Origin of the sequence: Burkholderia sp. Bp8991, assembly GCF_003853795.1 — a bacterium.
In the GTDB taxonomy this organism is placed as follows: Bacteria; Pseudomonadota; Gammaproteobacteria; order Burkholderiales; family Burkholderiaceae; genus Burkholderia.
On the sequence record NZ_QTQJ01000005.1, the window covers coordinates 147,900 to 169,692 of the forward strand.

Below are 21,793 nucleotides of genomic sequence, written 5' to 3' on the forward strand. Positions count from 1 at the left end.
GCGCGCATTACTGCGCGGCAGCCGCGCCGCGGTCGAGCGACGCCGCGCGCAGCGCTTCGCCGGGCTTCGTGAACATGCGCTGCCGCAGCGCGGCGATCTGCGCGTCGCGATCCTGCGGCGACAATCCGGCCGCGCCGATCTGCGCACGCTGCGCCGCATAGTCGGCGTAGCGGCTCTGCCACGACGCGTCCTCCAGCTGCATCTGCGCGACGCGCGCGGCGGCTTCCGGGCCGAGTGTCTGCGTCAGTTGCGCGCGCATCGCATCGGGCGTCGCCCCGCTCTTCCGTAATTGCGCGATCTGGTCGATCGTGGCTTGCTGCCGGTCGGCCTTCTGCCGTGCCGCGCGTTCGTCGGCCGGCATCTGCTGCGCGAGCGCCGCGAGCCGCTCCGCCTTTTGCGCCTCCGTCAGCGCAGGGTCCTGCGTAATCTTCAGCCGCGCGAGATCGTAGCGCTGCCGCCACTGCTCGGTGCCGAAGAACGGCTGGCTCCAGTCGCCGAGCGTCCGATACGCGATCGACGCGCGCTGGTCGAGCGCGAGTTGCAGCGCGCCGAGATCGGACTTGTCGACCGCACCCGCCTCCGGCAGCTTCGCGAGCGCGTCGAGATACGCGCGGTATCGATGCCAGACGTCGAGCGCCTCGGGTTGCGCGACCGTGCCGTCGAGCTGGGCGGCGATCTCGCGCACGACGAGCGCATCGAGCGCGAGCGCGCTCAAGTCGCTCCGCGCGGTCAGGCAGTAGTCGAAGAAATCGCGCACCGCGCGCGACTTCGCGAGGTGGCCGCCGGTGTCGAGCGGCAGCCGCGGCGCACTGGAACCGGCGAGCGGCGGCGGCAGGCCAGCGCTCGCCGGCAATGCGGGCTGCGACGGCGCGGGGTTCACGCCGCCGAGGGCTGCGGCATCCGCCGACGCATGCGTCGCGTCGGCACCGCGATGCGATGCCGTGCCGGTCCAGATCGCGACGCCGGCGATCGCCGCCAGCCCCACCACGCCGTAGACCACGACGCGCCGCGCGAGCGGCGCGCGTCCTTCACGTGTCGTCATCGATCACACGCCCGCGAGCTGCAGCCGGTTCGCATGCGTGCGGATCACCGCGACCGGATCTTCCGCATACGCACCGCGCACGCCGAGCAACTGGTTGATCTCGTCGAGATGGTTCCACTTGTAGCTCGTGCCCAGCACCTTCCCGTACAGCGCGCTGCACTTCGACACGAGCCCGTCGTTCTGGCCTGAGCCGCGATTGATCATCACCGTGCCCGTGCCGAACAATGCGAGTGTCGACAGGTCGAGCGCATTCGCCGGATCGATCACCGGGATCGTGCTGGTATCCGTCGCGCCCGTGACGCCGAATGCGGAAACGGTCGGCTGGACCGCCGTGCCGGCCCACGAATACAGCAGGTGCGTATTGCCGCCGACGGTCTCGGTCGGCGCGCCCGTCTGGCAACTGCCCGGCGCGCCGAGCCCGGCACTCGGGTAATTCCGGTTGTACGCGGCGGCCTGGGCGGTCGTCAGCGTCTTCAGTGCGGCGAGCGCGTCCTGGTTCGTGTTGTTGCTGCTGCTCGTCAGGATGCCGAACACATTGACGAACGCGGCGATCACCGACGACGACAATCCGGTCGGATCGTAGGCGAGCACGCCCTGCACGAAATCGGCGAACTCCGAGCCGCGATGCGGCGTGCCGATCGTCGTGACCGACGCGACGAGATCGGGCGCGACGGCAGCGACATAACGCGACGTGAGGCCGCCCTGGCTATGACCGACCAGGTTCACCTTGGTCGCGCCGGTCGCGGCAAGCACCGTCTTCACGTAAGCGAGCAGCTGTTCGCCGCGCCCGTTCGGCCCGTCGTCGCTCTGGAACCCAGACAGGTTCGCGACGTAGACGGTCGCGCCGTGCTGCTGCAGGTCCTCCTGGATGCCGTACCAGTACTCGAGCACGCCCGCGTACTTGTCGGTGCCGGTGAGCCCGTGCACGAGGATGATCGGGTAACGCGTCGCCGCGTAATTGTCCGCCGGCGCGGTTGCCGCCATCGCCGCGTGCGTCGTCGCGAGCGTCATCACCGCGGCCGTCCCCGCGAACGGCGCGACGCTCATCGCGCATGCCACTGCCCCTGCCACCATCCTGGAACGCATCGATCTGGCCATGCATGTTCTCCTGATTATTGTGCTGCCGGTGCGAATGAGATCGGATCGACGCGCACGGCACGTCGCGAACGGTCGCGGGTACCGTGTGCATCGAATGCGGGAGTGAATCACGAGTCGCGAACGTTTGCGCCCTGACTAGATACGGTTCTCTAATCGGTTGACGCGCCCCGCCCGTTCGGGCGGGGGCTGCATTCACGCGCCCGCATGCTGCATCGCACACGCGCGCCGCACGTCACAGTTTCGCGCTCACGCGCACCCATGCCGTGCGCCCCGGCTCCATTACCGGCGCATTCGCCGGATAGCCGAAGCCCGCGTTGCCGGCGAGGTTGAGGTGCTCGGTGTAGGCCTTGTCCAGCACGTTGTCGACGCCGATCGAGATCTGCACCTTCTTGCTGACGTTGTACTGCGCATGCAGCGACAGCACGCCGAAGCCGGCGCTCGGGCCGAAGTCCTTGCCGACCACGTTGCCTTCGTTCACCGCATAGCGATGCTGCGGCGCAACGACCCGCCACAGCCCGCCGGCCGACCATGCGCCGCGCGTGTACTCGAGCCCGAAGCGCGCCTCGAGCGGCGGCATCTGCGGCAGCGGATCGCCACTCGTCGCGTTGCGCCCCCACGCATACGCGAGCGACGTCTCGACGCGCAGCGGCGCGACCGGCCGCCACGATACGCCGGCTTCGCCGCCCATGATCTGCGCGTTGACGTTGGTTGCCTGTGTGGTCGTTCCCATCATCCCGGCCGCGTAGTTGAACAGGATGTAGTCCTGTACATATCCCGCGTAGGCCGACACCCATGCATCGAACCGATCGCTCTTGTACTGCGCGCCGATGTCGAGCTGCGTGGTCTTCTCCGGCTGCACTGCCGAGAACGCGTTGATCGAGCCGGCGGGCCCGCGCTTCGCGGAGAACAGCTCCCAGTAGTCGGGATAGCGTTGCGCATGGCCGATCCCCGCATACCATGTGACCGGCAGCGACGCGAGATCGCGCTCGTAGCGCACGAATCCGCTCGGCAGCACGCGCGCGCGATCGTCGTCGAAAGTCGGATTCGGCTTGCTCGCCATCATCCCGCTCGTCGTCGCCCGCTTGTCGCGCGCGCTCGCGTAGTCGACCCGCGCGCCGCCGATCACGCGCGACGCATCGCTCGCATACCACGTCAGCTCGCCGAACGCACCGGCGTTCCACATCGTCGCCTGCGCATTCCACGGCTGGTCGCCGTAGTTCTGCCGCCCCATCGCCGAGCGCGCGTCGAGCCGGTTCGACTGTGCGTCGACGCCGGTCACGAGCTTGAAGTCGTCACCGAAACGGAAGGTCGCCGCCGCCCGCGCGCCGAGCGTGCGGCGCCGCACCTCGGATGCCATTCGCATCGGCATGCTGCTGGTCGGGTCGGGCTGCCGCAACGTATAGTTGTCCATCACGTGGTCGGCTTCGTTGTAGTACACGCGCGCCTCGATCCGGTCGAGCACGTCGCCGAGATGCCGCTTGTCGAACGACAGGCCGAACGTCTCGCGGCGGAAATGCGCGCCGTCCATCCCGCGCCCGGCGTAGCGCGCGTAGCCGTCACCGGTGCCCGCCGTCAGCTCGACGCGTGTGTGATCGTCGGGGGTCCAGCCGAGCGCCGCGTCGGCGTTCCACTTGTCCCATTGCGACGGCACCGTATTGCCGTTGCCGTCGTCGTAGTCCTGCGCATGCGCGTGGTTCGCGGTCACGCGGCCGTAGACGTCCGGCGTGCCGGCCGTCACGTCGACGTTCTGGTCGTTGCGGCCGAACGAGCCGCCGACCACGCTGCCGTCGAACCGCATGCCGGGACGCTCGAAACGCGGCGTCACGCGTTCGAACAGCACGGTGCCGGCCGAGGCGCCGGGGCCGTACAGCACGGTCTGCGGGCCCTTCACGACGGTGACCTTGTCATAGCTTTCCGGCGCGATATACGAAGTCGGCGCGTCCATCCGGTTCGGGCAGGCGCCGAGCGTCGGCATCCCGTTCGCGAGGATGTTCAGCCGCGAACCGAACATCCCGCGCAGCACGGGGTCGCCGTTCGTCCCGCCGCTGCGGATCGACGTGAAGCCGGGAATCGTCTTCAGGTAGTCCGCGCCGTCGCTCGCCGGCAGCGGCTGGCGCGGCGTCTTCGGATCCGTGACGACGACGAGCGGCGTCGTCAGCGGCGACGCAACGACTTCGACGGGCGGCAGCAGCGTGGCCGCGTCGTCCGTGGGCGCCCCGGACGCACGTGCGGATTCGGTCGCGGCCGCCGCCGCGGTCATCGCGCCGACGGCGAGCGCGGGAACGGTGAGTTTCAGCATGCGCGGCACGCGCCGCACACGGGAATGGCGCGACGCCCTCGGCGCGCGCAAGGAAAGAATGGTCATGATCGAAAGCCCGAGTGACGCCCTCCACGCGGCCTCGACGGACCGCACGGATATCGGCGATGAAAGAAACGGAAGGCAGCGCGTCAGGCGCGCTCGGGCGGTGCGCGTGGATATGCGCGCGGGTAGCGGTCGGCGCGCGCCGCGACGGCATGCGGCGCGGCGGCGGAAACGGCATGAGCGGGGACGAAGGCGAACGATACGGCGGCCGCGCCGCCGATCGCTGGACTGTGCGCGAAGAAGCCGCAGTAGCCGCACGCATCGAGATGCCGCGCATAATCGTGCGCGTGGCCTGCATCGGGCGCACGGTGCGCACCATGCTCTGCACTACAGACGATTGCATCGGGAGTCGTCGCCTGCGCGATGCGCCACTGCGACACCAGCGGCGCCGCGATCGCGAGCCAGATCGCGAACACGCCGAGCCAGGCGGTCAGGTGACGATGTCGGTGCAGCATGCGCGGCGATGCGTAAGCGGAACGTAAAAACAGCCGAGATGTTACAGAATGTTCGCCGCGATGGCCAGCCGCGCATCGGGGTAAACGGATCGGGGGCGCATGGTTGCGTCAACAACCATGCGCCCCCGGATGCTGCGCGGCTTCAGCGCGCGGCGATCACGGCGCCATGCGTCGCAGCACGTCGTCGCGCCGGATGAAGTGGTGGTAAAGCGCGGCCAGCGCATGCAGGCCGATCACGAAGTAGAACGCGTTGCCGATCAGTTCGTGCGCTTCCTTGATCGTCGGCCGCAGCGCCTTGTCGGGGCCGAACAGCGTGAACGACACGCCGATCCAGTCGAGCGACACGGGCTTGCCGCCCATGTTGACGAGCATGATGCCGAGCAGCGGCTGCGCGATGATGAAGACATACAGCGCGACATGGGCGAGCATCGACAGCCACTTGAGCAGCGTCGCCTGCGGAATCGGGTCCGGCACGCGGCTGATCATCCGCCATAGCACGCGCAGCACGGACAGCACGAGCACGAACGTGCCTGCCAGCAAGTGCACGTTCATCCAGAACACGCGGCTGTCGCTGCCTTTCGGTCCGCGAATCTCGATGGCCAGGTAGGCGAGTGCCACCAACAGGAAGATGACCCAGTGGAAGAAAATTGCGGGCGCGCTGTAGCGCGTCTGTTTCGCGAGGATGTTTTTCATGCGTTGTCTCGTGTTTCTCGTGTGGTATGCGGGGGAGGCCCGTGCCGGGCTGGCCGGTGCCCGGCGGCTGCCCCGATTGTAGCCTCGCGCGTGGCCGGCGTTGTGCGACCGGATCAAATATCCGACGAATCCACGCGGCCCGATCCACGGTGCCGCCATATGGAAAATCCGCATCGCGCGCGTGCGCGGCTGTGGCACGATGAAGCTTTGGTGCGACGTTGCGCGGGCATCATGAGCAAAGCGATCTTCGTTGCGGCCTACCGGCTGATCGCCGCGTTGCTCGCGGTGTCCACCACGCTGCACAGCGTCGCCGGCAACTGGGGCATGCCGGCCTTCCATCTCGGCAACTACCTCAGCTACTTCACCCAACTGAGCAGCCTGTATGCAGCGGCCATGCTTGTCGCGGGGCTGTCGCGCATCACGCGTCCCGGCTCGGCCCGCTACGAATCGATGCGCGGCGCCGCCGTGCTCTACGTGCTGATCACCGCGATCGTCTACGAACTGCTGCTCGCACGGCTCGATGCGCTGCGCCACGTCACGCCGGCCCTCAACAACTGGGTCCTGCACCGGATCGTGCCGCTCGTGGTGCTGTGCGACTGGCTGTACGTGGAGCCGCGCTCGCCGATCCCGTGGCGCAGCGCGGTCGCGTGGCTCGGCTTTCCGGTCATCTATCTCGGCTATACGCTCGTGCGCGGCGCGCTGGAGAACTGGTATCCCTATCCGTTCGTCGATCCGCGGCCGCACGGCTACCTGCCGGTCGCGATCCAGTGCTCGCTGATCGCGCTCGGCGCGGCAGGGCTCGCGCTAGGCATCCGCTGGCTCGGCAATCATGCGAGGCAGTCCGACGCCGCGGCGCTCGAGGAAGGGTGAAGGCCGGAGCGGGAGCGTGTGCGCCGCACGGCGCACACGTCGTGAAGCGGCGTGTCAGCCGCCGTTGCGCGGCAGGAAGTTCATCGGGTCGACGACCTTGCCGTTCTGCCGGACTTCGAACTCGAACGTCGCGCGGCCGCTCGCGTCGGTGCCCATCTCGGCGACCGGCTGGCCCGCGCGCACCGCGTCGCCTTCGTTGACGAGCAGCCTGCCGTTGTGCCCGTAGGCCGTGATGAGCCCGTTGTCGTGCTTCAGGATCACGAGCGGGCCATACGCCTTGACGCCGGAGCCGGCGTACACCACCCGCCCGTTGGCCGCGGCCCGCACCGAACGGTCGGGCCCCGACGCGGCGATCACGATGCCGCGCGTCTTGCCGGCCGAGAACGGCGTCGCGACGATACCCGTGGCCGGCCATGCCAGCGAGCCCGGCTGCGCGGCCGCCGCGGACGGCTGCCCGAGCGACGTCGCCGCAGGCGGCGGCGCGACGCGCAGCACCTGGCCGGGATACACGGCGTCATTCGGCGACATGTGGTTCCAGCCGGCCAGGTCCTGCACGCGCTGCCCGTAGGCGGCGGCGATGCCAGCGAGCGTGTCGCCCGGATTTACGCGGTAATAGCCGGCGATCACGCCCGGCGTGGCGACCGACGCAGGCGTCGACGGCCGCACCGGCTGCCAGCTGTCGGTCCACGGCGTCATCGTACAGCCCGTCAGCGCGGCGGCCGCGGCGACGAACGCCGCCTGCGGCAACCAGCGCGTGAGCGCATCGTGGATCGGAATCGTTTTTCTCAAGGGTCCTCCCGGATTTGCGTCGTTGCGCCGCCCACCGCCCTCCGGCGTGCGACGCACGATGTCCGGCCGAACGGCCGGACCAACCAGTATCCGACCGCTCTCGCGGCCGTCAGTTTCCACCGCGGGACGTCGACGCGAAAGGGCTCACCGGCCCCTTTTTCGCGCCATTTCCGCGTCGTCCCGACCGGCAAAGATACCATTTGTCGCGGTCAGGACCGCGGCAGGCGCCCCAGCCGGCAACAATCTTGCGGCGCCACGAACGGGTACCGGCGGGCTGCGGGCCGCGCCGCGCAGGGTGTCCCGCGGACTTCGGGCCGGCCGTCCCGCGGCGGGCAGCCGTATCGCGCCCATGAGCGCCGCCCCGCTGCCGGCCGCCTCCTATACTCGGAGGAGCACCACACGTTCCAGCGATAACGAGGAGAAAAACCATGAACAATGCGACGTTTCTGTCCGTGCAGCTCAACGCCGAGGATTTCGCCGGTTCCAGCGGCCTCGTCGAACTGCTCAACCGGCACCTGCTGTTCGCGACGGACGTCGCCGAAGCCGCTGACGCCCTCGTCCAGTTGGCGAGCGTCGCGCACCTGAGCGGCGCTACCCGGCACAGCGTCGAGCTGCCGGTACTCGCAATCGAGCGGCTGCGCGATGCGCTCGACACGCTGAGCGGCTACGACGAAGCATGGCTGCAGGCGCTGGAACCGGGCGACGCGCTGTTCCGGGACATCGGCCGCGGCCCGCGGCCGCTGCACTGACGCGGCGGGCGCCGCCAATGAATACAGCCCGTCGTTCCGTGATTCGGAACGACGGGCTGTGTGTACTGCGCAGGGGTCAGATCAGGCCGCCCATGCGGCCGGCGATCGATGACGCTCAACGACCCTTGTAGACCGGTGCACCGTCCGACACGCGCTTGACCTGCCAGCCGGTCTTGGCAGCGGCCGGAGCGCCCGATTCTTGCTGGGCGGCCGGTTGCGCACCGTAGCCGCTCGTATCGGCAGCGGCGACGTTCTGTTGCGGGTTTACGCGGGCTTCAGCTGCCTGGATGCTTGCCGGGTAGTCGGTACGGTCGCTGCCCAGCTTGTAGCCGGCCTGTTGCAGCTGGGCCAGTTCGGCCTTCACCTGCGCACGGGTGACGGGGGCGTTCTGTTGGGCGAACGAGACGGCGGGAACGGCGAGGACGGCAGCTGCAGCGAACGTTGCGATCAGCGATTTCATGATTACCTCCGGGATTTTTTTGCTCCGCCGCACACACCATGTCTGCAGCGATGGAACAAAGTTTAGCCCCGAGATCACCTAGGGAAAACCATGAAAGAGCGAAAACACTGTTTCCTCGGAACCAACAATTGCGGGATCCGGGAACGAAAAACCCTACTCAAGGAATAGAATTTCGCAACAATACCGTCCTCGCCTGCCGGTTACGACCAGTTCGCGTGGAAGCTGCCCGGCTTGTCGGTACGCTCGAACGTGTGGGCGCCGAAGAAGTCGCGCTGCGCCTGCACAAGGTTCGCCGGCAGCCGCTCGGAACGGTAGCTGTCGAAGTACGCGACCGCCGACGCGAACGCCGGCACCGGCACGCCTGCCTTCACCGCGGCCACCACCACGTCGCGCAGCGACGCCTGGTAATTCGCGGCGATGTCCTTGAAGTACGGGTCGAGCAGCAGGTTCGCGAGCGCCGGATCCTTCGCGTACGCGTCCGTGATCTTCTGCAGGAAACGCGCGCGGATGATGCAGCCCGCGCGGAAGATCTTCGCGATCGTCCCGAGATCGAGGTTCCAGCCGTACTCTTCGGATGCCGTGCGCAGTTGCGCGAAGCCCTGCGCGTACGAGATCACCTTGCTCAGGTACAGCGCGCGGCGCACGGCTTCGACGAACGCGGCACGATCGCCGTCGAACGGCGCGGCGGCCGGGCCCGACAGGATCTTGCTGGCCGCGACGCGCTCGGTCTTCAGCGACGACAGCACGCGCGCGAACACCGACTCGGTGATCAGCGGCAGCGGCACGCCCAGGTCCAGCGCGTTCTGGCTGGTCCACTTGCCGGTGCCCTTCTGCGCGGCGCGATCGAGGATCACGTCGACGAGGTGCTTGCCGGTCTCTTCGTCCTTCTTGCCGAAGATCTTCGACGTGATCTCGATCAGGTAGCTGTCGAGCTCGCCCTGGTTCCACTCGGTGTAGACCGCGCCGAGTTCGTCGTTGGTCAGGCCCGCGACGTCCTTCAGCACCGCATAGCTCTCGGCGATCAGCTGCATGTCGCCGTACTCGATGCCGTTGTGGACCATCTTCACGTAGTGGCCCGCACCGTCCGGCCCCATGTACGCCACGCACGGCTCGCCGTCCGACGGCGCCTTCGCGGCGATCTGCTTGAGGATCGGCTCGACCAGGTCGTACGCGTCGCGCTGGCCGCCGGGCATGATCGACGGGCCGCGCAGCGCGCCCTCTTCGCCGCCCGACACGCCGGTGCCGATGAAATGCAGGCCCGATTGCGCGAGCTCCTGGTTGCGGCGGATCGTGTCCGTGAAGTGCGTATTGCCGCCGTCGATCAGCACGTCGCCCTTCTCGAGCAGCGGCTTGAGCGATGCGATCGTCGCATCGGTCGCTTCGCCGGCCTTCACCATCATCAGGATCCGGCGCGGCGTCTCGAGCGACGCGACGAACTCCTCGAGCGTATAGGTCGGCACCAGATTGCGGCCGGGGAATTCGGCGATCAGTTCGTCGGTTTTCTCGCGGCTGCGGTTGTACACCGACACCGCGTAACCGCGGCTCTCGATATTGAGTGCGAGATTGCGGCCCATCACCGCCAGCCCGATCACACCGATTGCTTGTTTGCCCATTAGTCAATTCTCCGGAAAAAACGGGGCGCGACCCGAGCCGGGCCGCGCGCACAGGCGAAAGGATAGTGGAAACCCGGCCGCGATGCGCGCTTGCGTGTCATTGCTCCGCGTGCTGCAGGCGCCGGAACACGACGCTCAGGTTGTTCGCCGGCATGTCGACGACCTCGATGCAGTCGAGCCCGCGGTCGAGGCCGAGCGCGACGACTGCCTCGAGATCGCGCACGCCCCACGACGGATCGCGGCTGCGCAACTGCTGGTCGAATGCCTCGTTGGACGGCGCAGTGTGCCGGCCTGCGCGGCGATACGGGCCGTACAGGAACAACACGCCGCCCGGACGCAGCACGCGCGACGCGCCGGCGAACAGCGCATCGGTGCAGGCCCACGGCGAGATGTGGATCATGTTGATGCAGACGATCGCGTCGAACGCCGCGGCCGGCCACGACGCGTCGCGCACGTCGAATGCCAGCGGCTCGGCCAGGTTCGCGAGGCCGGCATGCGCGACCCACGCGGCGATCGAGCGGCGCGCGTGCGCGTCGGGATCGCTCGGCTGCCAGCGCAGCCCCGGCAGCGCCTGCGCGAAATGGACCGCATGCTGCCCGGTGCCGCTCGCGATCTCGAGCACGTCGCCGGTAGCCGGCAGCACGCGGCGCAGCACGTCGAGGATCGGCCCGCGATTGCGCTCGGCCGCCGGTGCCGACAGCCGCGCGGACGGATCGGACGACGACGTCGGCCCGGTCACGATGCGTGCTCCGGCGCGCTGCCGGCGACGCCCAGCCGCGCGTTCAGCGCGTCGAGCGCGGGCGCACAACGCGCCTCGACCTTCAGCGTCAGCATCGGATCGGCACGCGTATGGCCGAGGTTCAGCGCGGCGACGGGCTTGTTCTGCGCCTGGGCCCACACGCAGAACCGGTAGCCGGAATACACCATCAGCGACGAGCCGACGACGAGCAGCGCATCGGCCGCATCGAGCGCCTGCGACGCCAGCGCGACGCGCTCGCGCGGCACGTTCTCGCCGAAGAACACCACCGCCGGCTTCAGCAGCCCGCCGCAGGCCGGGCAGGCAGGAATGCGGAACGTGTCGAGCGCGGCCCATTCGAGATGCGCGTCGCCGTCGGCGGCGGGTTCCGCGTGCGCGCCGAGCAGCTCGGGGTTGTCCGTTTCGAGCACGGCCTGGATCGTCGCGCGCGCGTGATGCGCGCCGCAGTCGAGGCACGTGACGCCGTTGATGCCGCCATGCAGTTCGATCACGTCGCCGCTGCCCGCACGCTGGTGCAGCCCGTCGACGTTCTGCGTGACGAGGCGCTCGATCCGGCCGGTGCCGCCGAGCCGCGCGAGCGCGACATGCGAGCGGTTCGGCTGCGCACGGCCCACCACGGGCCAGCCGATCATGCTGCGCGCCCAGTAGCGGCGGCGCGCAGCGTCGGAACCGAGGAATTCGTGGAGCTGGATCGGCGGCGAGCGCATCCATTGACCGTTGCGGTCACGATAGCCGGGAATGCCGGAATCCGTGCTGATGCCCGCACCGGTCAGCACGAGCAGCCGCGGATGGCGCTCGACGAACGCGTGCAGCGCATCGAGCGCGGCCGGTTCGATGCCGGCGGATGAGGGGTCGGGCAAGGCGATGTCGTTCATGTTGGCGGCGCGTGATCGGGCGCGGTGGCCGGCCGTGCGGCCGGCGCGCCAGCACATGATACAGAACGCCGCGCGATCCGGCCGGCGGTCCGCGCGCGACACCGGCGCCGCAAAAAAAGACGCCCATCGACCACATGGCGATGGGCGCATCAACAATTGATCCATCGGGGTAGTGGATCAACTGACAGCACAATGTCGTCGGATCCGCCGCAGCGCTGCCGGCAGACCTTCCCCGGGACTACACCTTCGAATTCCTGAAATTTGCCCTGATGTTTGCGAGGATCGCCGCGCGGCACGGCGCACGGCACACGCACGCATGCTTCGCGTGCGGCGCGCGTGCGTTTCGCGCGTCGGCATGACGATCCGGAAGTCATGGTCGCCCATCCGCGCACCGGCGGTTCATCCCCGACGGCCGACCGGCACGGGTCGGCCTCGCGCTTCACGCCTGCACGTCGTCGTTCGGAACGAACCGGATGGGTCCGGATGAAGCAAAAAGCCGCGCGCTCATGTCGCCGTAATCAACGGCGACGCGAAATCACGGGCAGGTCGGCGATTCATGTTTGCAACATGGCACGTTGCGATTCGGTCTGTTCTCATTCTCTTGTCCCCGTCTTCGATGCGTCCGACCTACTGAAGCGACGGCCGGGCCCCTGCTGCGCCCGGCGATCGCGCTCACGGCGCCTACAGACATGCAAGGAGCGCACCATGCTTCGCCGTGCAAGGCCGCGCGGGCCGTGAAACGACCCCGATGCAAATCGCACGACGACAGACAGGCGCGAACGTTTCGAAAGTGAAACGAGGGGAAACGGCCCGCGCGATCGATCGCACCGGATGCGACGCCGGTGTTGCACGCATGTGACGCGTGCGCGGGCGGCGCGTTTGCGTCGGTTCGATGCCGACGATCCGCTTACAGTCGCGCGACCCTGGTCGCGCATGCATGGTTGAACGCGCTCGTCGAACCTGTGAGCGCCGCCTGCAACCACGGACAGCACGCTGCTCGCCGCAAGACCGGCCACCACGCGCTGACGTACGTTCATGCCGATTGATTGCCGGATGACCGAAGGTGCCGATCATGCCAATACCGCCGATGCCGCCGCGCGCCGCAAGCGGCGCGCAAACACGTTAGCATTCGGACACGGTGCGGCGCGCGCACCGGCTTCGCCCCGTCTCCAAGGAATGGACATGACCCTGCCCGCCTCCGGCCGCGCCGACGTCGCGCGGCGCGTCTTCTCGGCCGAGCGGCTGTCGATCGGCCTGACGCTGCCGCTGCTGCGCAGCGGCCGTACCGTCGCGGATTTCAACGAGCAGCTCGAACTCGCGGCGCTGGCCGATTCGCTCGGCTTTCGCGCACTGTGGGTTCGCGACGTGCCGCTCAACAGTGCCGATTATCCCGACCCGGTCGGGCATCTCGATCCGTGGGTGCTGCTCGGCGCGCTCGCGTCACGCACGCGCCGGATCGTGCTTGCCAGCGGCGCGATCGTGCTGCCGCTGCGTCATCCGCTGCATATCGCGAAAGGCGCGCTGTCGGTCGCGACGCTGTCCGGCGGGCGCTTCCTCCTCGGCCTCGGCTCGGGCGACCGGCCACCCGAATATGCGGCGTTCGGCGTCGACGCGCAAACGCGGCGCGACCGGTATCGCCGGCATTGGGACATCGTCGCGGCCGCGCTCGGCGTGCCGTCCCGTGTGCTGCCCGACGAGACTCCACCCGACGCGCCCGAGTTCACGCTGCTGCCGCTCGGCGACGACGCGGTGCCGATGCTTGCCGTCGGCTCCGGCGGACAGAGCGTCGACTGGATCGCACGGAACGCGATCGGCTGGATGACCTATCATCGCGACCCGGACACGCAGCGCGCTCGTTATTCAATGTGGCGCGCGGCCGTCGACCGGCTTGCACCGCCGGGCTTTCGCGCGTTCGGCGTATCGATGCGGCTCGATCTCGATGCGAATCGCGATGCACCGCCCACCGCGCTGCCGCTCGGCTATGCGACCGGTCGGAATGCGCTCATCGACATCCTGCGGGACATGCGGGCAGCCGGCACGCACCACGTCACGCTGAATCCCGGCTCGGACCGGCCCGTGCGCGAGGTCATCGAGGAAATCGCCGAGCATGTATTGCCGGTCTTTCACGACGATCGCGGTTGATTCATCAGGAATCCGGAATTCTCCACCCATGGCCCACAGTCGAAGCCACGGTTGGCCATCCATCGAGTCACCGGCGAGCACGTTTCGTTCCCGATCCTGCGCTTTCGCTTGCGGCGGGACCGCATGCCAACACCCGACGACCCGCCCTCATCATGGATCGTGAACGGCCGGCGCTAGACACCGCCACGCGAAAGGAACCGCACGGCAGCGCGCAAACGCCCGCACCGCCTGCCGCATGCCCGATTCGAATATTCGTCGACGGAACTATCCGGTTCCGATGGCAATCATGTTAACTTCCGTCCATCGTCCAGACCGGCGGGTCACGTTCCGATGCGCGCCCGCACGCCTACCCATGCGATATTTCCTGCTCGGCTGGCTGCTCGCCGCCGTCGTATCGGCCGCCCACGCGGCCGCCCCTGCCCCGGCCGCCGCCTCGGCCGCCTCCGGCGCCGTGCCCGCGCTGACGCCGCAGCAGGCGCAGCAGGCCCTCTCCGTCCTGCAAAACCCGCGCGAGCGCGAGCAGGTCGAAACGACATTGCGCGCGATCGCGGCCGTCGGCGTGCTGAGCACGCCCGCGCTCGCGGCGAGCGCCGCGGCGCCGGCCAGCGCGGCATCGGCTGGCACCGCTCCGGCCGCACTCACGACGAACGGGCTCGCGTCGATGCTCGTGCGGCAGGGATCGCGCTGGGCCGGTGAAATCGGCGGCGCGCTGAACGAATCGCTGCGCTCGCTGCTCGACGTCGGCTCGGTCGGCAACTGGTGGCACGAGCGGCTCGTACGCGCCGACCAACGTGCCGATCTCACGCGCGCGATCTTGATCATCCTCGCCGTGCTCGTGCCCGCGCTCGCCGTCGAATGGTTCGCGAAGCGGCTGCTGCGGCGCGCGCTGGCCGCGCTGAGCGCGCGCCGCACCGAATCGTCGCGCCGGGCCGATGCCGATGCCGATGCAGATGCCGACGCCGATTCAGCTGAACCCGAACCGCCCGGTCCCGGCGACCGCGCTTCGACGCCGGAACCGGCCGCCACCGCTGCCCGCGCCGACGGCACCGGCACGCCCGATACGTCGTCGCAAGGTCGCGGCCATGCGCGGCGCCACACCACGCTGCTGCGCCGGATGCCGCGCGCGCTGGTCAGCCTCGCACTGCGGGTGATACCGCTGCTGGTATTCGTCGGCGTCGCGAGCCTGACGATGTCGGTCCTCGACGGCGCCGGCACGCCGACCCAAACGGCACTCGAATCGCTGATCGACATCTACGTGATCTGCCGCCTCGTGACGATCGTCAGCCGGCTGTTCTTCCAGCCCGACGCGCGGCAGCTGCGGCTGCTGCACATCAGCGACGCATGGGCCGCGTTCGCGCAGCGCGCGATCGCGCGGATCGTGACGGTCGTCGGCGCCAGCACGGCCGCGGTCGAGATCGCCGCGAGCTTCGGCCTCAGCGACGCCGGTCACGTCGCGCTGCTGAAGGCGGTCGCGCTCGTCGGCCACTTGATGATCTCGGCGCTGATCCTCCGGTGCCGCCAGCCGGTCGCCGCGCGCATCCGCGCGGCCGGCGAGGATCGGCCGGCCTTCGCGATGGTCGGCAACGCGCTTGCCGACGCGTGGGCACCCGTGTCCGTGTTCGTCGTGATGGCGTTGTGGTTCGTGTGGGCGCTCGACGTCCACAACGGCTACCGCGTGCTGATCACGCTCGGTGGCCGCTCGATCGCCGTGATGATCGGCATGCGGATCGTGTCGATCGTCGTGTTCGGCGCGCTCGCGCGGGTGTTCCAGCGCCGCGACGACGACCGCACGCTCGTCCACCTGCACGCGTACCGCTACTACCCGCTGGTGCGCCAGGTCGTGTCGGCGGCGATCGCCGTCGTGACCGTCGTGCTGCTGCTGCAGACCTGGGGCGTGCCGATCTTCCACGCGTTCGCGACCGGCACGATCGGCCATCGGCTCGCGTCGGCGCTGATCACGATCGCGATTGCAGCCGTCGTCGCGCTGATCGTCTGGGAAGCCGCGAACATCGCGATCGAGCGCCGCCTGCAGCAGTGGACACGCGAAGGCAACCTCGTGCGCGCGGCGCGCTTGCGCACGCTGCTGCCGATGCTGCGTTCGCTGCTGTTCATCATGATCGCGCTCGTCGTCGTGCTGACCGGCCTCAGCGAAATCGGCGTGAACATCGGTCCGCTGCTCGCCGGCGCCAGCATCTTCGGCGTCGCGCTCGGCTTCGGCTCGCAGAAGCTCGTGCAGGACTTCATCACCGGGATCTTCCTGCTGATGGAGAACGCGATGCAGGTGGGCGACTGGGTCACGCTCGCCGGCGTATCCGGCACGGTCGAATATCTGTCGATCCGCACCGTGCGGCTGCGCGCGGGCGACGGGTCGCTGTACACGATCCCGTTCAGCTCGGTGACGACCGTCAACAATACGAATCGCGGGCTCGGCAACGCGGCCGTCAAGGTCAGCATTGCCTACGGCCAGGACATCGATCGCGCGATCGCGACACTGAAGGAGATCGGCGCCGCGTTGCGCGACGATCCGGATTACAAGGACGGCATCCTGTCGGACTTCAGCTACTGGGGCATCGACCAGGTCGACGGCGCGGCGATCGCGCTGGCAGGACAGATCCAGTGCAAGGACTCGGCGCGCTGGGGCGTGCAGCGCGAATTCAATCGGCGCATCGCGGTGCTGTTCCGCGAACGCGGAATCCGGATCGCGAATCCGCAGCGCAGCCTCGTCGCGTATGACGACGGTTCGCGGCCCGTTGCGCCCGAGAACGATGAGAACAGCGACCACGCCGCCGGCACGCCGGCCGAGCCGCCGCCGCCCGTTGCGCCGGAGCGCAAGCCGGACTGATCGTACGGATGCCGCTGGCGCGACCACCGCCGGTCGCGCCGTGCGCGCGCCAACGAACGACGGATAGCCGCGCTCAACGCGCGGCGGTTTTCTTCGCGCGCCGAACGCGCTTCGCTGCGTTCGCCGGCGCGGCCGGCGTCGCGCCGGCATCCCGCTCACCGCCGCGCACGCTGCCGGCCGGATCGTCGCCGACGATCTTTCGATGCGCGCGGTTTACCGCGACGGTTGCCCGAGCGCCATGTCGCAATTCATCGAGGACTTCAATGCCATGACCGCTCGCCTCAAGCACGCAACTGCCTTCGAAACGACCTCGCCCGCCGATGCGGACTGCATCGTGCGCGCCCCGCTTGCGGAACTCGAAACGCGGCTCGACGAGATCAAGACACTTGCGTCGGCAAGCGGCGACGCGCCGGACGAACGCCTGCTGCACTGTATCGACGGCCTGTTCCGGCTCGTCGACGACCTGCAGGCCGTCGAGCGGCACGACACGCCGAAGCTCGAGCTTCGGCGACGGGAGCGCCGTTGAAGTTTCCGTGCGGATGGCAGACCGGATTGCGTTACGCATTCGCCGGCGAGCGCGCTGCGCGACGCGTGACCGGAGCAGCCGGCGTCTGCGGCTCGAATGTTTCCTCCACAACCATTCGCTCATTACGAATGGAATCGTCAATTATCCGGCGCGCCGATCCGTCATTACATCCGACAGTGTCTTTGAAAATTACAAAATACCCCGAAACTTTTCAAAATCATTTCATCTTATTCAATTTAATTTTGTTTCATATAATCAGAAAAAGTTTGACACCGAACTTTCGTTCTTGATACCGTCCGATTCAAGCAATCTGACGAATTGTCCATCACGCAATCGATTCCGCTCGACGCATTGCGCTTGCGCCGCACCGACGTTCTCGCCGCCGACCGCCTCTTCTTCCGTTGGCGCATGCAACATCCCGATGCAATTGATTGGGCAGCTGCCGTCCGGCAGCAGGCCGAAGGACCGAACCGAATGAGCAGGATACCGAAACTGTTGCTCTAGTCATCCCGCCTGCATCAAACCCGCTGGCGCGGCCGCCCTGCATCGCGGCGCAGCGCCTCCATTGCCGAGCATTCCAGCATTTCGCCCCCGGAGGATCACCACCCCTGCGGATCGGGCGAAAGGCCCCGTCGCGTCCGCGCCATCCGCGCGAGCGCGGCGGATATCGGCGGCGCACGATCCGCGCCGCTGTCGACCGTCGTTGTTCGTGCCGTTCGATGTTCAACCGGAGGGGTAATTCAACATGAATCAGGTTGCAGACAAGAAACAAAAGCACATCCGCTTCGTCAAGCTCGCCTTCGCCGCCGCGGCAGCCGCTTCGTTCGGCATGGCGAGTGTCCATGCCGCACCGGCCGCCGGCTGGACGGAAACGCGCACCAAGGGCTTCCTGCCGCTCGTCCAGCAAGGTGAAAGCAGCAGTACCGCCGGCGCGCCGGCGGCCAGCACCGCCGCCGCTGCCGCGGCTGCCACCGAGATGGCGCCCGGCGAATCGGTCGACATCGTGCTCGGGCTGAACCTGCGCAACGAAGCGCAACTCGACCAGTACCTGCACGACCTGCATACGCCCGGCTCGCCGCACTACAAGCAGTTCCTCACGCCGGCGCAGTTCGCCGCGCAGTACGCGCCGACCGACCGGCAGGTCGCCTCCGTCGTCGCGCACCTGCGCCAGGCCGGCTTCGTCAACATCGTGGTTGCGCCGAACCGCCTGCTCGTGTCCGCCTCCGGCACCGCGGCAACGATCAAGTCGGCGTTCCGCACGACGCTCAAGCGCTTCACGCGCAACGGCCGCAGCGTCTACGCGAACACCGATGCCGCGCAGGTGCCGAACGCGATCGGCGGCATCGTCGGCGCGGTGCTGGGCCTGCAGAACGTCGAACTCATGCACACCGGCGCGGGCAGCAAGCCGCAAGGCAACACCAGCAACCTGACGATCCCCGCGGGCGCATCCGCGGTGCCGCACAACCCGACGGAATTCTCGTCGCTCTACGGCGGCGACGGCACGCCGACGGCCTCGCAGACCACGGTCGGCATCATCGCCGAAGGCGACCTGTCGCAGACCGTCAGCGACCTCAACACGTTCGCCGCGAACAACGGTCTCGGCACGATCAGCAGCAGCGTCGTGCCGACGGGTCCGTCAGGCAGTTCGTACACCGATACATCCGGCACCGTCGAATGGAACCTCGACAGCCAGTCGATCGTCGGCGCCGCCGGCGGCAGCGTGAAGCAGGTCGTGTTCTACGTGGCACCCTCGATGACGCTCACGGCGATCACCGCCGCGTACAACAAGGCGGTGAGCGACAATGTCGCGAAAGTCATCAACGTGTCGCTCGGCGTGTGCGAATCGTCCTCGTACAGCACCGGCTCGCAGGCGACCGACGACACGATCTTCAAGCAGGCCGTCGCGCAGGGGCAAACCTTCTCCGTGTCGGCCGGTGACCACGGCGCGTACGAATGCGCGAGCGGCACGCCGTCGCGCTCGACCTACACCGTGAGCGAGCCCGCGACGTCGCCGTACGTAATCGCGGTGGGCGGCACGACGCTGTTCACCACCACGTCGACCAATGCGTACAACAGCGAAATCGTCTGGAACGATCCGAGCTGGCAGCCGGGCACCGTGTGGTCGACGGGCGGCGGCTACAGCAAGTACGAAGCTGCGCCGACGTGGCAATCGTCGAGCCTCACCGGGTCGACCAAGCGCGCGCTACCGGACGTCGGCTTCGACGCCGACCTGCGCACCGGCGCGATCCTCGTGGTGAACGGCCAGACGTCCGACACGCTGTGGGGCTCGGGCTACCTGAACAACGAAGGTGGCACGAGCCTCGCCGCGCCGATCTTCACCGGCATCTGGGCGCGGCTGCAATCGGCGAACAACAACGCGCTCGGGTTCCCGGCGTCGAGCATCTACAAGTACTTTCCGAGCAATGCGGCGCTGCTGCACGACGTGACGTCCGGCAACAACGGCAGCGGCACGTACGGCTACAAGGCGAAGGCCGGCTGGGATGCGACGACGGGCTTCGGCAGCGTGAACATCTCGAAGCTGAACGCGTTCATCCAGAGCACGGCGGATTTCGCGCGCTGATCGTGCGATGAGGTGCGGTTCCGGGTGCATGTCGTTGCGCGCACCCGGAACCGTGTCGGCGGCTGTGCATGCGGCGCGTCCCGATCGACGACGACCGTCGGCACACGTCGCCCGCGGCTGTCGCGCGCAGGCGAAATCACAGCTGCGATTCGATCGGAAACAAGCCGAGAAACCACACTTCCATGCGCCGCGCCGCCGACACTTCCGGTTCGTGATCGAGTTCGGTCACCTTCCCGTCCGCGTCGGTCTGAATCCACTTGAGGCGCCCTTTCCCGGCCGGATCGGTCCGCAACTCGATGCGCCACGCGATTCGATCGAGCCGCGGCTCCAGATCCATCGCGACTTCGGATGCAATCGCCGGGCTCTCGCAGTAAACGCCGATCTCGGTATTGAGGTTCAGCGAGCGCGGGTCGAGATTCATCGACCCGATGAAGATGCTCTTGCGATCGAACACATACGTCTTCGCATGCAGCGATGCGCGCGACGAGCCGATGATGACCTGCTTCGAGATGCTCTTGTCGCCGGACGGGCGTCGCTCGTAAAGCCGCACGCCGGCTTCGACGAGATCGCGCCGATAGCGCCTGTAGCCGGCATGCACGGCCGCGACGTCGGTCGATGCGAGCGAGTTGGTCAGGATCGTCACTCGGACGCCGCGCGCCGTGAGCGCACGCAGCCGTTCGACCATGTCCTTGCCCGGCACGAAGTACGGCGACACGATCAGCAGCTCCTGCTCGGGCCGCAGCGCGAGTGCGCGCAATTGCGGCATCAGGTGCCCGTCGCTGTCCTTCGGCGAGCGCGCGATCTTCGCCGGATCGTCGTACAGGACCGTCGCCTGCCCCCACGACAGCTCGGTCCCCTGCCCGTGCACGATCTGGTCGAGCCGTTGCCGCGCTTCGAGCACGTACGGATTGTCCTCCATCGCGCGCAGGTAATCGCGCAGCCGTTCGCGCTCCCGGTCGAGGCCGCCGGGCGCCGCGTCGTGCCCGACCAGCGCATCGACCGGATATGCATACGGCGAATTCCAGAACGTATCGAATTCGGTCGAGATGTCGTTCACGACCGGGCCGTGCACGACCACGTCGAGATCGCCGAACTCCAGCATCGACGACGCGCCGAAGTACTCGTCGCCGATATTGCGGCCGCCGACGATCGCCGCCTGGTTGTCCGCGATCATCGCCTTGTTGTGCATGCGCCGGTTGACCCGCGAGAACTCGAGCACCGTGCCGATCTTCTTGAAGTGGCGCGTGGCGACCGGATTGAAGAGCCGGATCTCGATGTTCGGATGCGAGCTGATCTCGAGCAGCTTGCGGTCGTCCGCGTTCGTCCCGAGATCGTCGAGCAGCGCGCGCACGCGGACCCCGCGATCGGCCGCGCGGATGATCGCATCCGCGAGCTCGTGTCCGGTCAGGTCGTCGTGCCAGATGTAGTACTGAAGGTCCAGCGAGCGGTCCGCGCGATCGGCGAGCAGCACGCGCGCGTCGAGCGCATCGACCGGGTCGCGCAGCAGATGAAACGCATCCTGCCCGGGATGGGTGGCGGCCTGCTGGCGGAACGCCGCGCCGAGGCGCGTGTTCTCGGTATCGGAGAACGCATGCGTCGGCGCACGATCAGCCTGCGGCGGCAGGCTGGCGCACGCGGCAAGCATCAGCAACGCAAGAATCGCACTCCACGAACGCAACATGATCATGATGGCCACCCCACGGTCGGGCGAAGTCTGTTTGTGTTTGTTCTGGCTGCCGGACGGGGCGCGGCGCGGATCCCCGGTCCGCGCGCTGGACGAATCCCGAGCGCGCGCGCCGGTCGCGCCACAGCATACTTCGATTGACATCGGGACGGCACGCGCTCCGTGTTTCCCGGTGGCGGCGATACGACATGCGACACGGACGTGAACACGTTCGACACGTTCGCCACGTTCAGGCGGCGCGCAAAAGAAAAACCC

General features: G+C 68.0%; 18 protein-coding genes. 6 read left to right on the forward strand and 12 right to left on the reverse strand.

Annotated features, from left to right (window positions below):
• Positions 1-7: 7 nt before the first annotated feature.
• From DIE02_RS07905 to DIE02_RS07930, 5 genes are all read right to left on the reverse strand, one after another.
• Positions 8-1,042, reverse strand: coding sequence for a lipase secretion chaperone (locus tag DIE02_RS07905; RefSeq protein WP_124528862.1), 1,035 nt, complete (start codon positions 1,040-1,042; stop codon positions 8-10).
• A gap of 3 nt (positions 1,043-1,045) precedes the next feature.
• Positions 1,046-2,140 carry a triacylglycerol lipase gene (locus DIE02_RS07910; RefSeq protein ID WP_124486408.1) on the reverse strand — a complete coding sequence of 365 codons (1,095 nt, stop codon included), beginning with the start codon at positions 2,138-2,140 and terminating at the stop codon, positions 1,046-1,048.
• Positions 2,141-2,372: 232 nt separating this feature from the next.
• Positions 2,373-4,505, reverse strand: a complete 2,133-nt coding sequence (locus DIE02_RS07915) for a TonB-dependent copper receptor (RefSeq protein WP_124486409.1) — start codon at positions 4,503-4,505, stop codon at positions 2,373-2,375.
• A gap of 83 nt (positions 4,506-4,588) precedes the next feature.
• Positions 4,589-4,957 (reverse strand): DUF2946 domain-containing protein, encoded by a 369-nt coding sequence (locus DIE02_RS07925; protein ID WP_044845298.1) that lies wholly within the window; start codon positions 4,955-4,957, stop codon positions 4,589-4,591.
• A 156-nt stretch (positions 4,958-5,113) separates the two neighbouring features.
• On the reverse strand, positions 5,114-5,650 hold the full coding sequence (locus DIE02_RS07930; protein WP_124486410.1) for a cytochrome b: 537 nt from the start codon (positions 5,648-5,650) through the stop codon (positions 5,114-5,116).
• Positions 5,651-5,881: 231 nt separating this feature from the next.
• On the opposite strand from DIE02_RS07930, the gene DIE02_RS07935 reads away from it, so the two are divergent.
• Positions 5,882-6,520 (forward strand): Pr6Pr family membrane protein, encoded by a 639-nt coding sequence (locus DIE02_RS07935; protein WP_124486411.1) that lies wholly within the window; start codon positions 5,882-5,884, stop codon positions 6,518-6,520.
• A 54-nt stretch (positions 6,521-6,574) separates the two neighbouring features.
• On the opposite strand, the gene DIE02_RS07940 is transcribed toward DIE02_RS07935, so the two are convergent.
• A complete protein-coding gene (locus DIE02_RS07940; RefSeq protein ID WP_124486412.1) occupies positions 6,575-7,309 on the reverse strand; it encodes a peptidoglycan DD-metalloendopeptidase family protein in 735 nt (244 codons plus the stop codon).
• A 428-nt stretch (positions 7,310-7,737) separates the two neighbouring features.
• Between DIE02_RS07940 and DIE02_RS07945 the strand changes: the two genes are divergently transcribed.
• On the forward strand, positions 7,738-8,058 hold the full coding sequence (locus DIE02_RS07945; protein WP_044845295.1) for a hypothetical protein: 321 nt from the start codon (positions 7,738-7,740) through the stop codon (positions 8,056-8,058).
• 115 nt (positions 8,059-8,173) lie between these two features.
• On the opposite strand, the gene DIE02_RS07950 is transcribed toward DIE02_RS07945, so the two are convergent.
• The 4 genes from DIE02_RS07950 to DIE02_RS07965 form a co-directional block, all read right to left on the reverse strand.
• The gene (locus DIE02_RS07950; RefSeq protein WP_044845294.1) at positions 8,174-8,518 is read right to left on the reverse strand and encodes a DUF4148 domain-containing protein; all 345 of its coding nucleotides are present in this window, start codon (positions 8,516-8,518) and stop codon (positions 8,174-8,176) included.
• A gap of 200 nt (positions 8,519-8,718) precedes the next feature.
• Complete coding sequence (gndA, locus tag DIE02_RS07955) at positions 8,719-10,131, reverse strand: NADP-dependent phosphogluconate dehydrogenase (RefSeq protein ID WP_044845293.1); 1,413 nt, start codon at positions 10,129-10,131, stop codon at positions 8,719-8,721.
• 97 nt (positions 10,132-10,228) lie between these two features.
• A complete protein-coding gene (locus DIE02_RS07960) occupies positions 10,229-10,870 on the reverse strand; it encodes a DUF938 domain-containing protein (RefSeq protein WP_124486413.1) in 642 nt (213 codons plus the stop codon).
• Entirely contained in the window at positions 10,867-11,763 is an 897-nt protein-coding gene (locus DIE02_RS07965) for an NAD-dependent protein deacetylase (RefSeq protein WP_124486414.1), read from the reverse strand. The genes DIE02_RS07960 and DIE02_RS07965 overlap by 4 nt, the downstream gene beginning before the upstream one ends.
• Positions 11,764-12,945: 1,182 nt before the next feature.
• Here DIE02_RS07965 and DIE02_RS07975 point away from each other — a divergent pair.
• Together DIE02_RS07975 and DIE02_RS07980 are read left to right on the forward strand one after the other, a co-directional pair.
• Positions 12,946-13,905 carry an LLM class oxidoreductase gene (locus DIE02_RS07975; protein WP_185702607.1) on the forward strand — a complete coding sequence of 320 codons (960 nt, stop codon included), beginning with the start codon at positions 12,946-12,948 and terminating at the stop codon, positions 13,903-13,905.
• A gap of 352 nt (positions 13,906-14,257) precedes the next feature.
• Positions 14,258-16,747, forward strand: a complete 2,490-nt coding sequence (locus DIE02_RS07980) for a mechanosensitive ion channel domain-containing protein (protein ID WP_124486416.1) — start codon at positions 14,258-14,260, stop codon at positions 16,745-16,747.
• Positions 16,748-16,820: 73 nt separating this feature from the next.
• Here DIE02_RS07980 and DIE02_RS07985 read toward each other — a convergent pair whose 3' ends face one another.
• Positions 16,821-17,396: a hypothetical protein gene (locus tag DIE02_RS07985; RefSeq protein ID WP_124486417.1), complete on the reverse strand. Its 576-nt coding sequence runs from the start codon at positions 17,394-17,396 to the stop codon at positions 16,821-16,823.
• A gap of 195 nt (positions 17,397-17,591) precedes the next feature.
• Here DIE02_RS07985 and DIE02_RS07990 point away from each other — a divergent pair, with 195 nt between their 5' ends.
• On the forward strand, positions 17,592-17,777 hold the full coding sequence (locus tag DIE02_RS07990) for a hypothetical protein (protein ID WP_124486418.1): 186 nt from the start codon (positions 17,592-17,594) through the stop codon (positions 17,775-17,777).
• 241 nt (positions 17,778-18,018) lie between these two features.
• A complete protein-coding gene (locus DIE02_RS07995) occupies positions 18,019-19,854 on the forward strand; it encodes a protease pro-enzyme activation domain-containing protein (protein ID WP_124486419.1) in 1,836 nt (611 codons plus the stop codon).
• Positions 19,855-19,990: 136 nt separating this feature from the next.
• Here DIE02_RS07995 and DIE02_RS08000 read toward each other — a convergent pair whose 3' ends face one another.
• Entirely contained in the window at positions 19,991-21,541 is a 1,551-nt protein-coding gene (locus DIE02_RS08000) for a phospholipase D family protein (RefSeq protein ID WP_124486420.1), read from the reverse strand.
• Positions 21,542-21,793 lie beyond the last annotated feature (252 nt).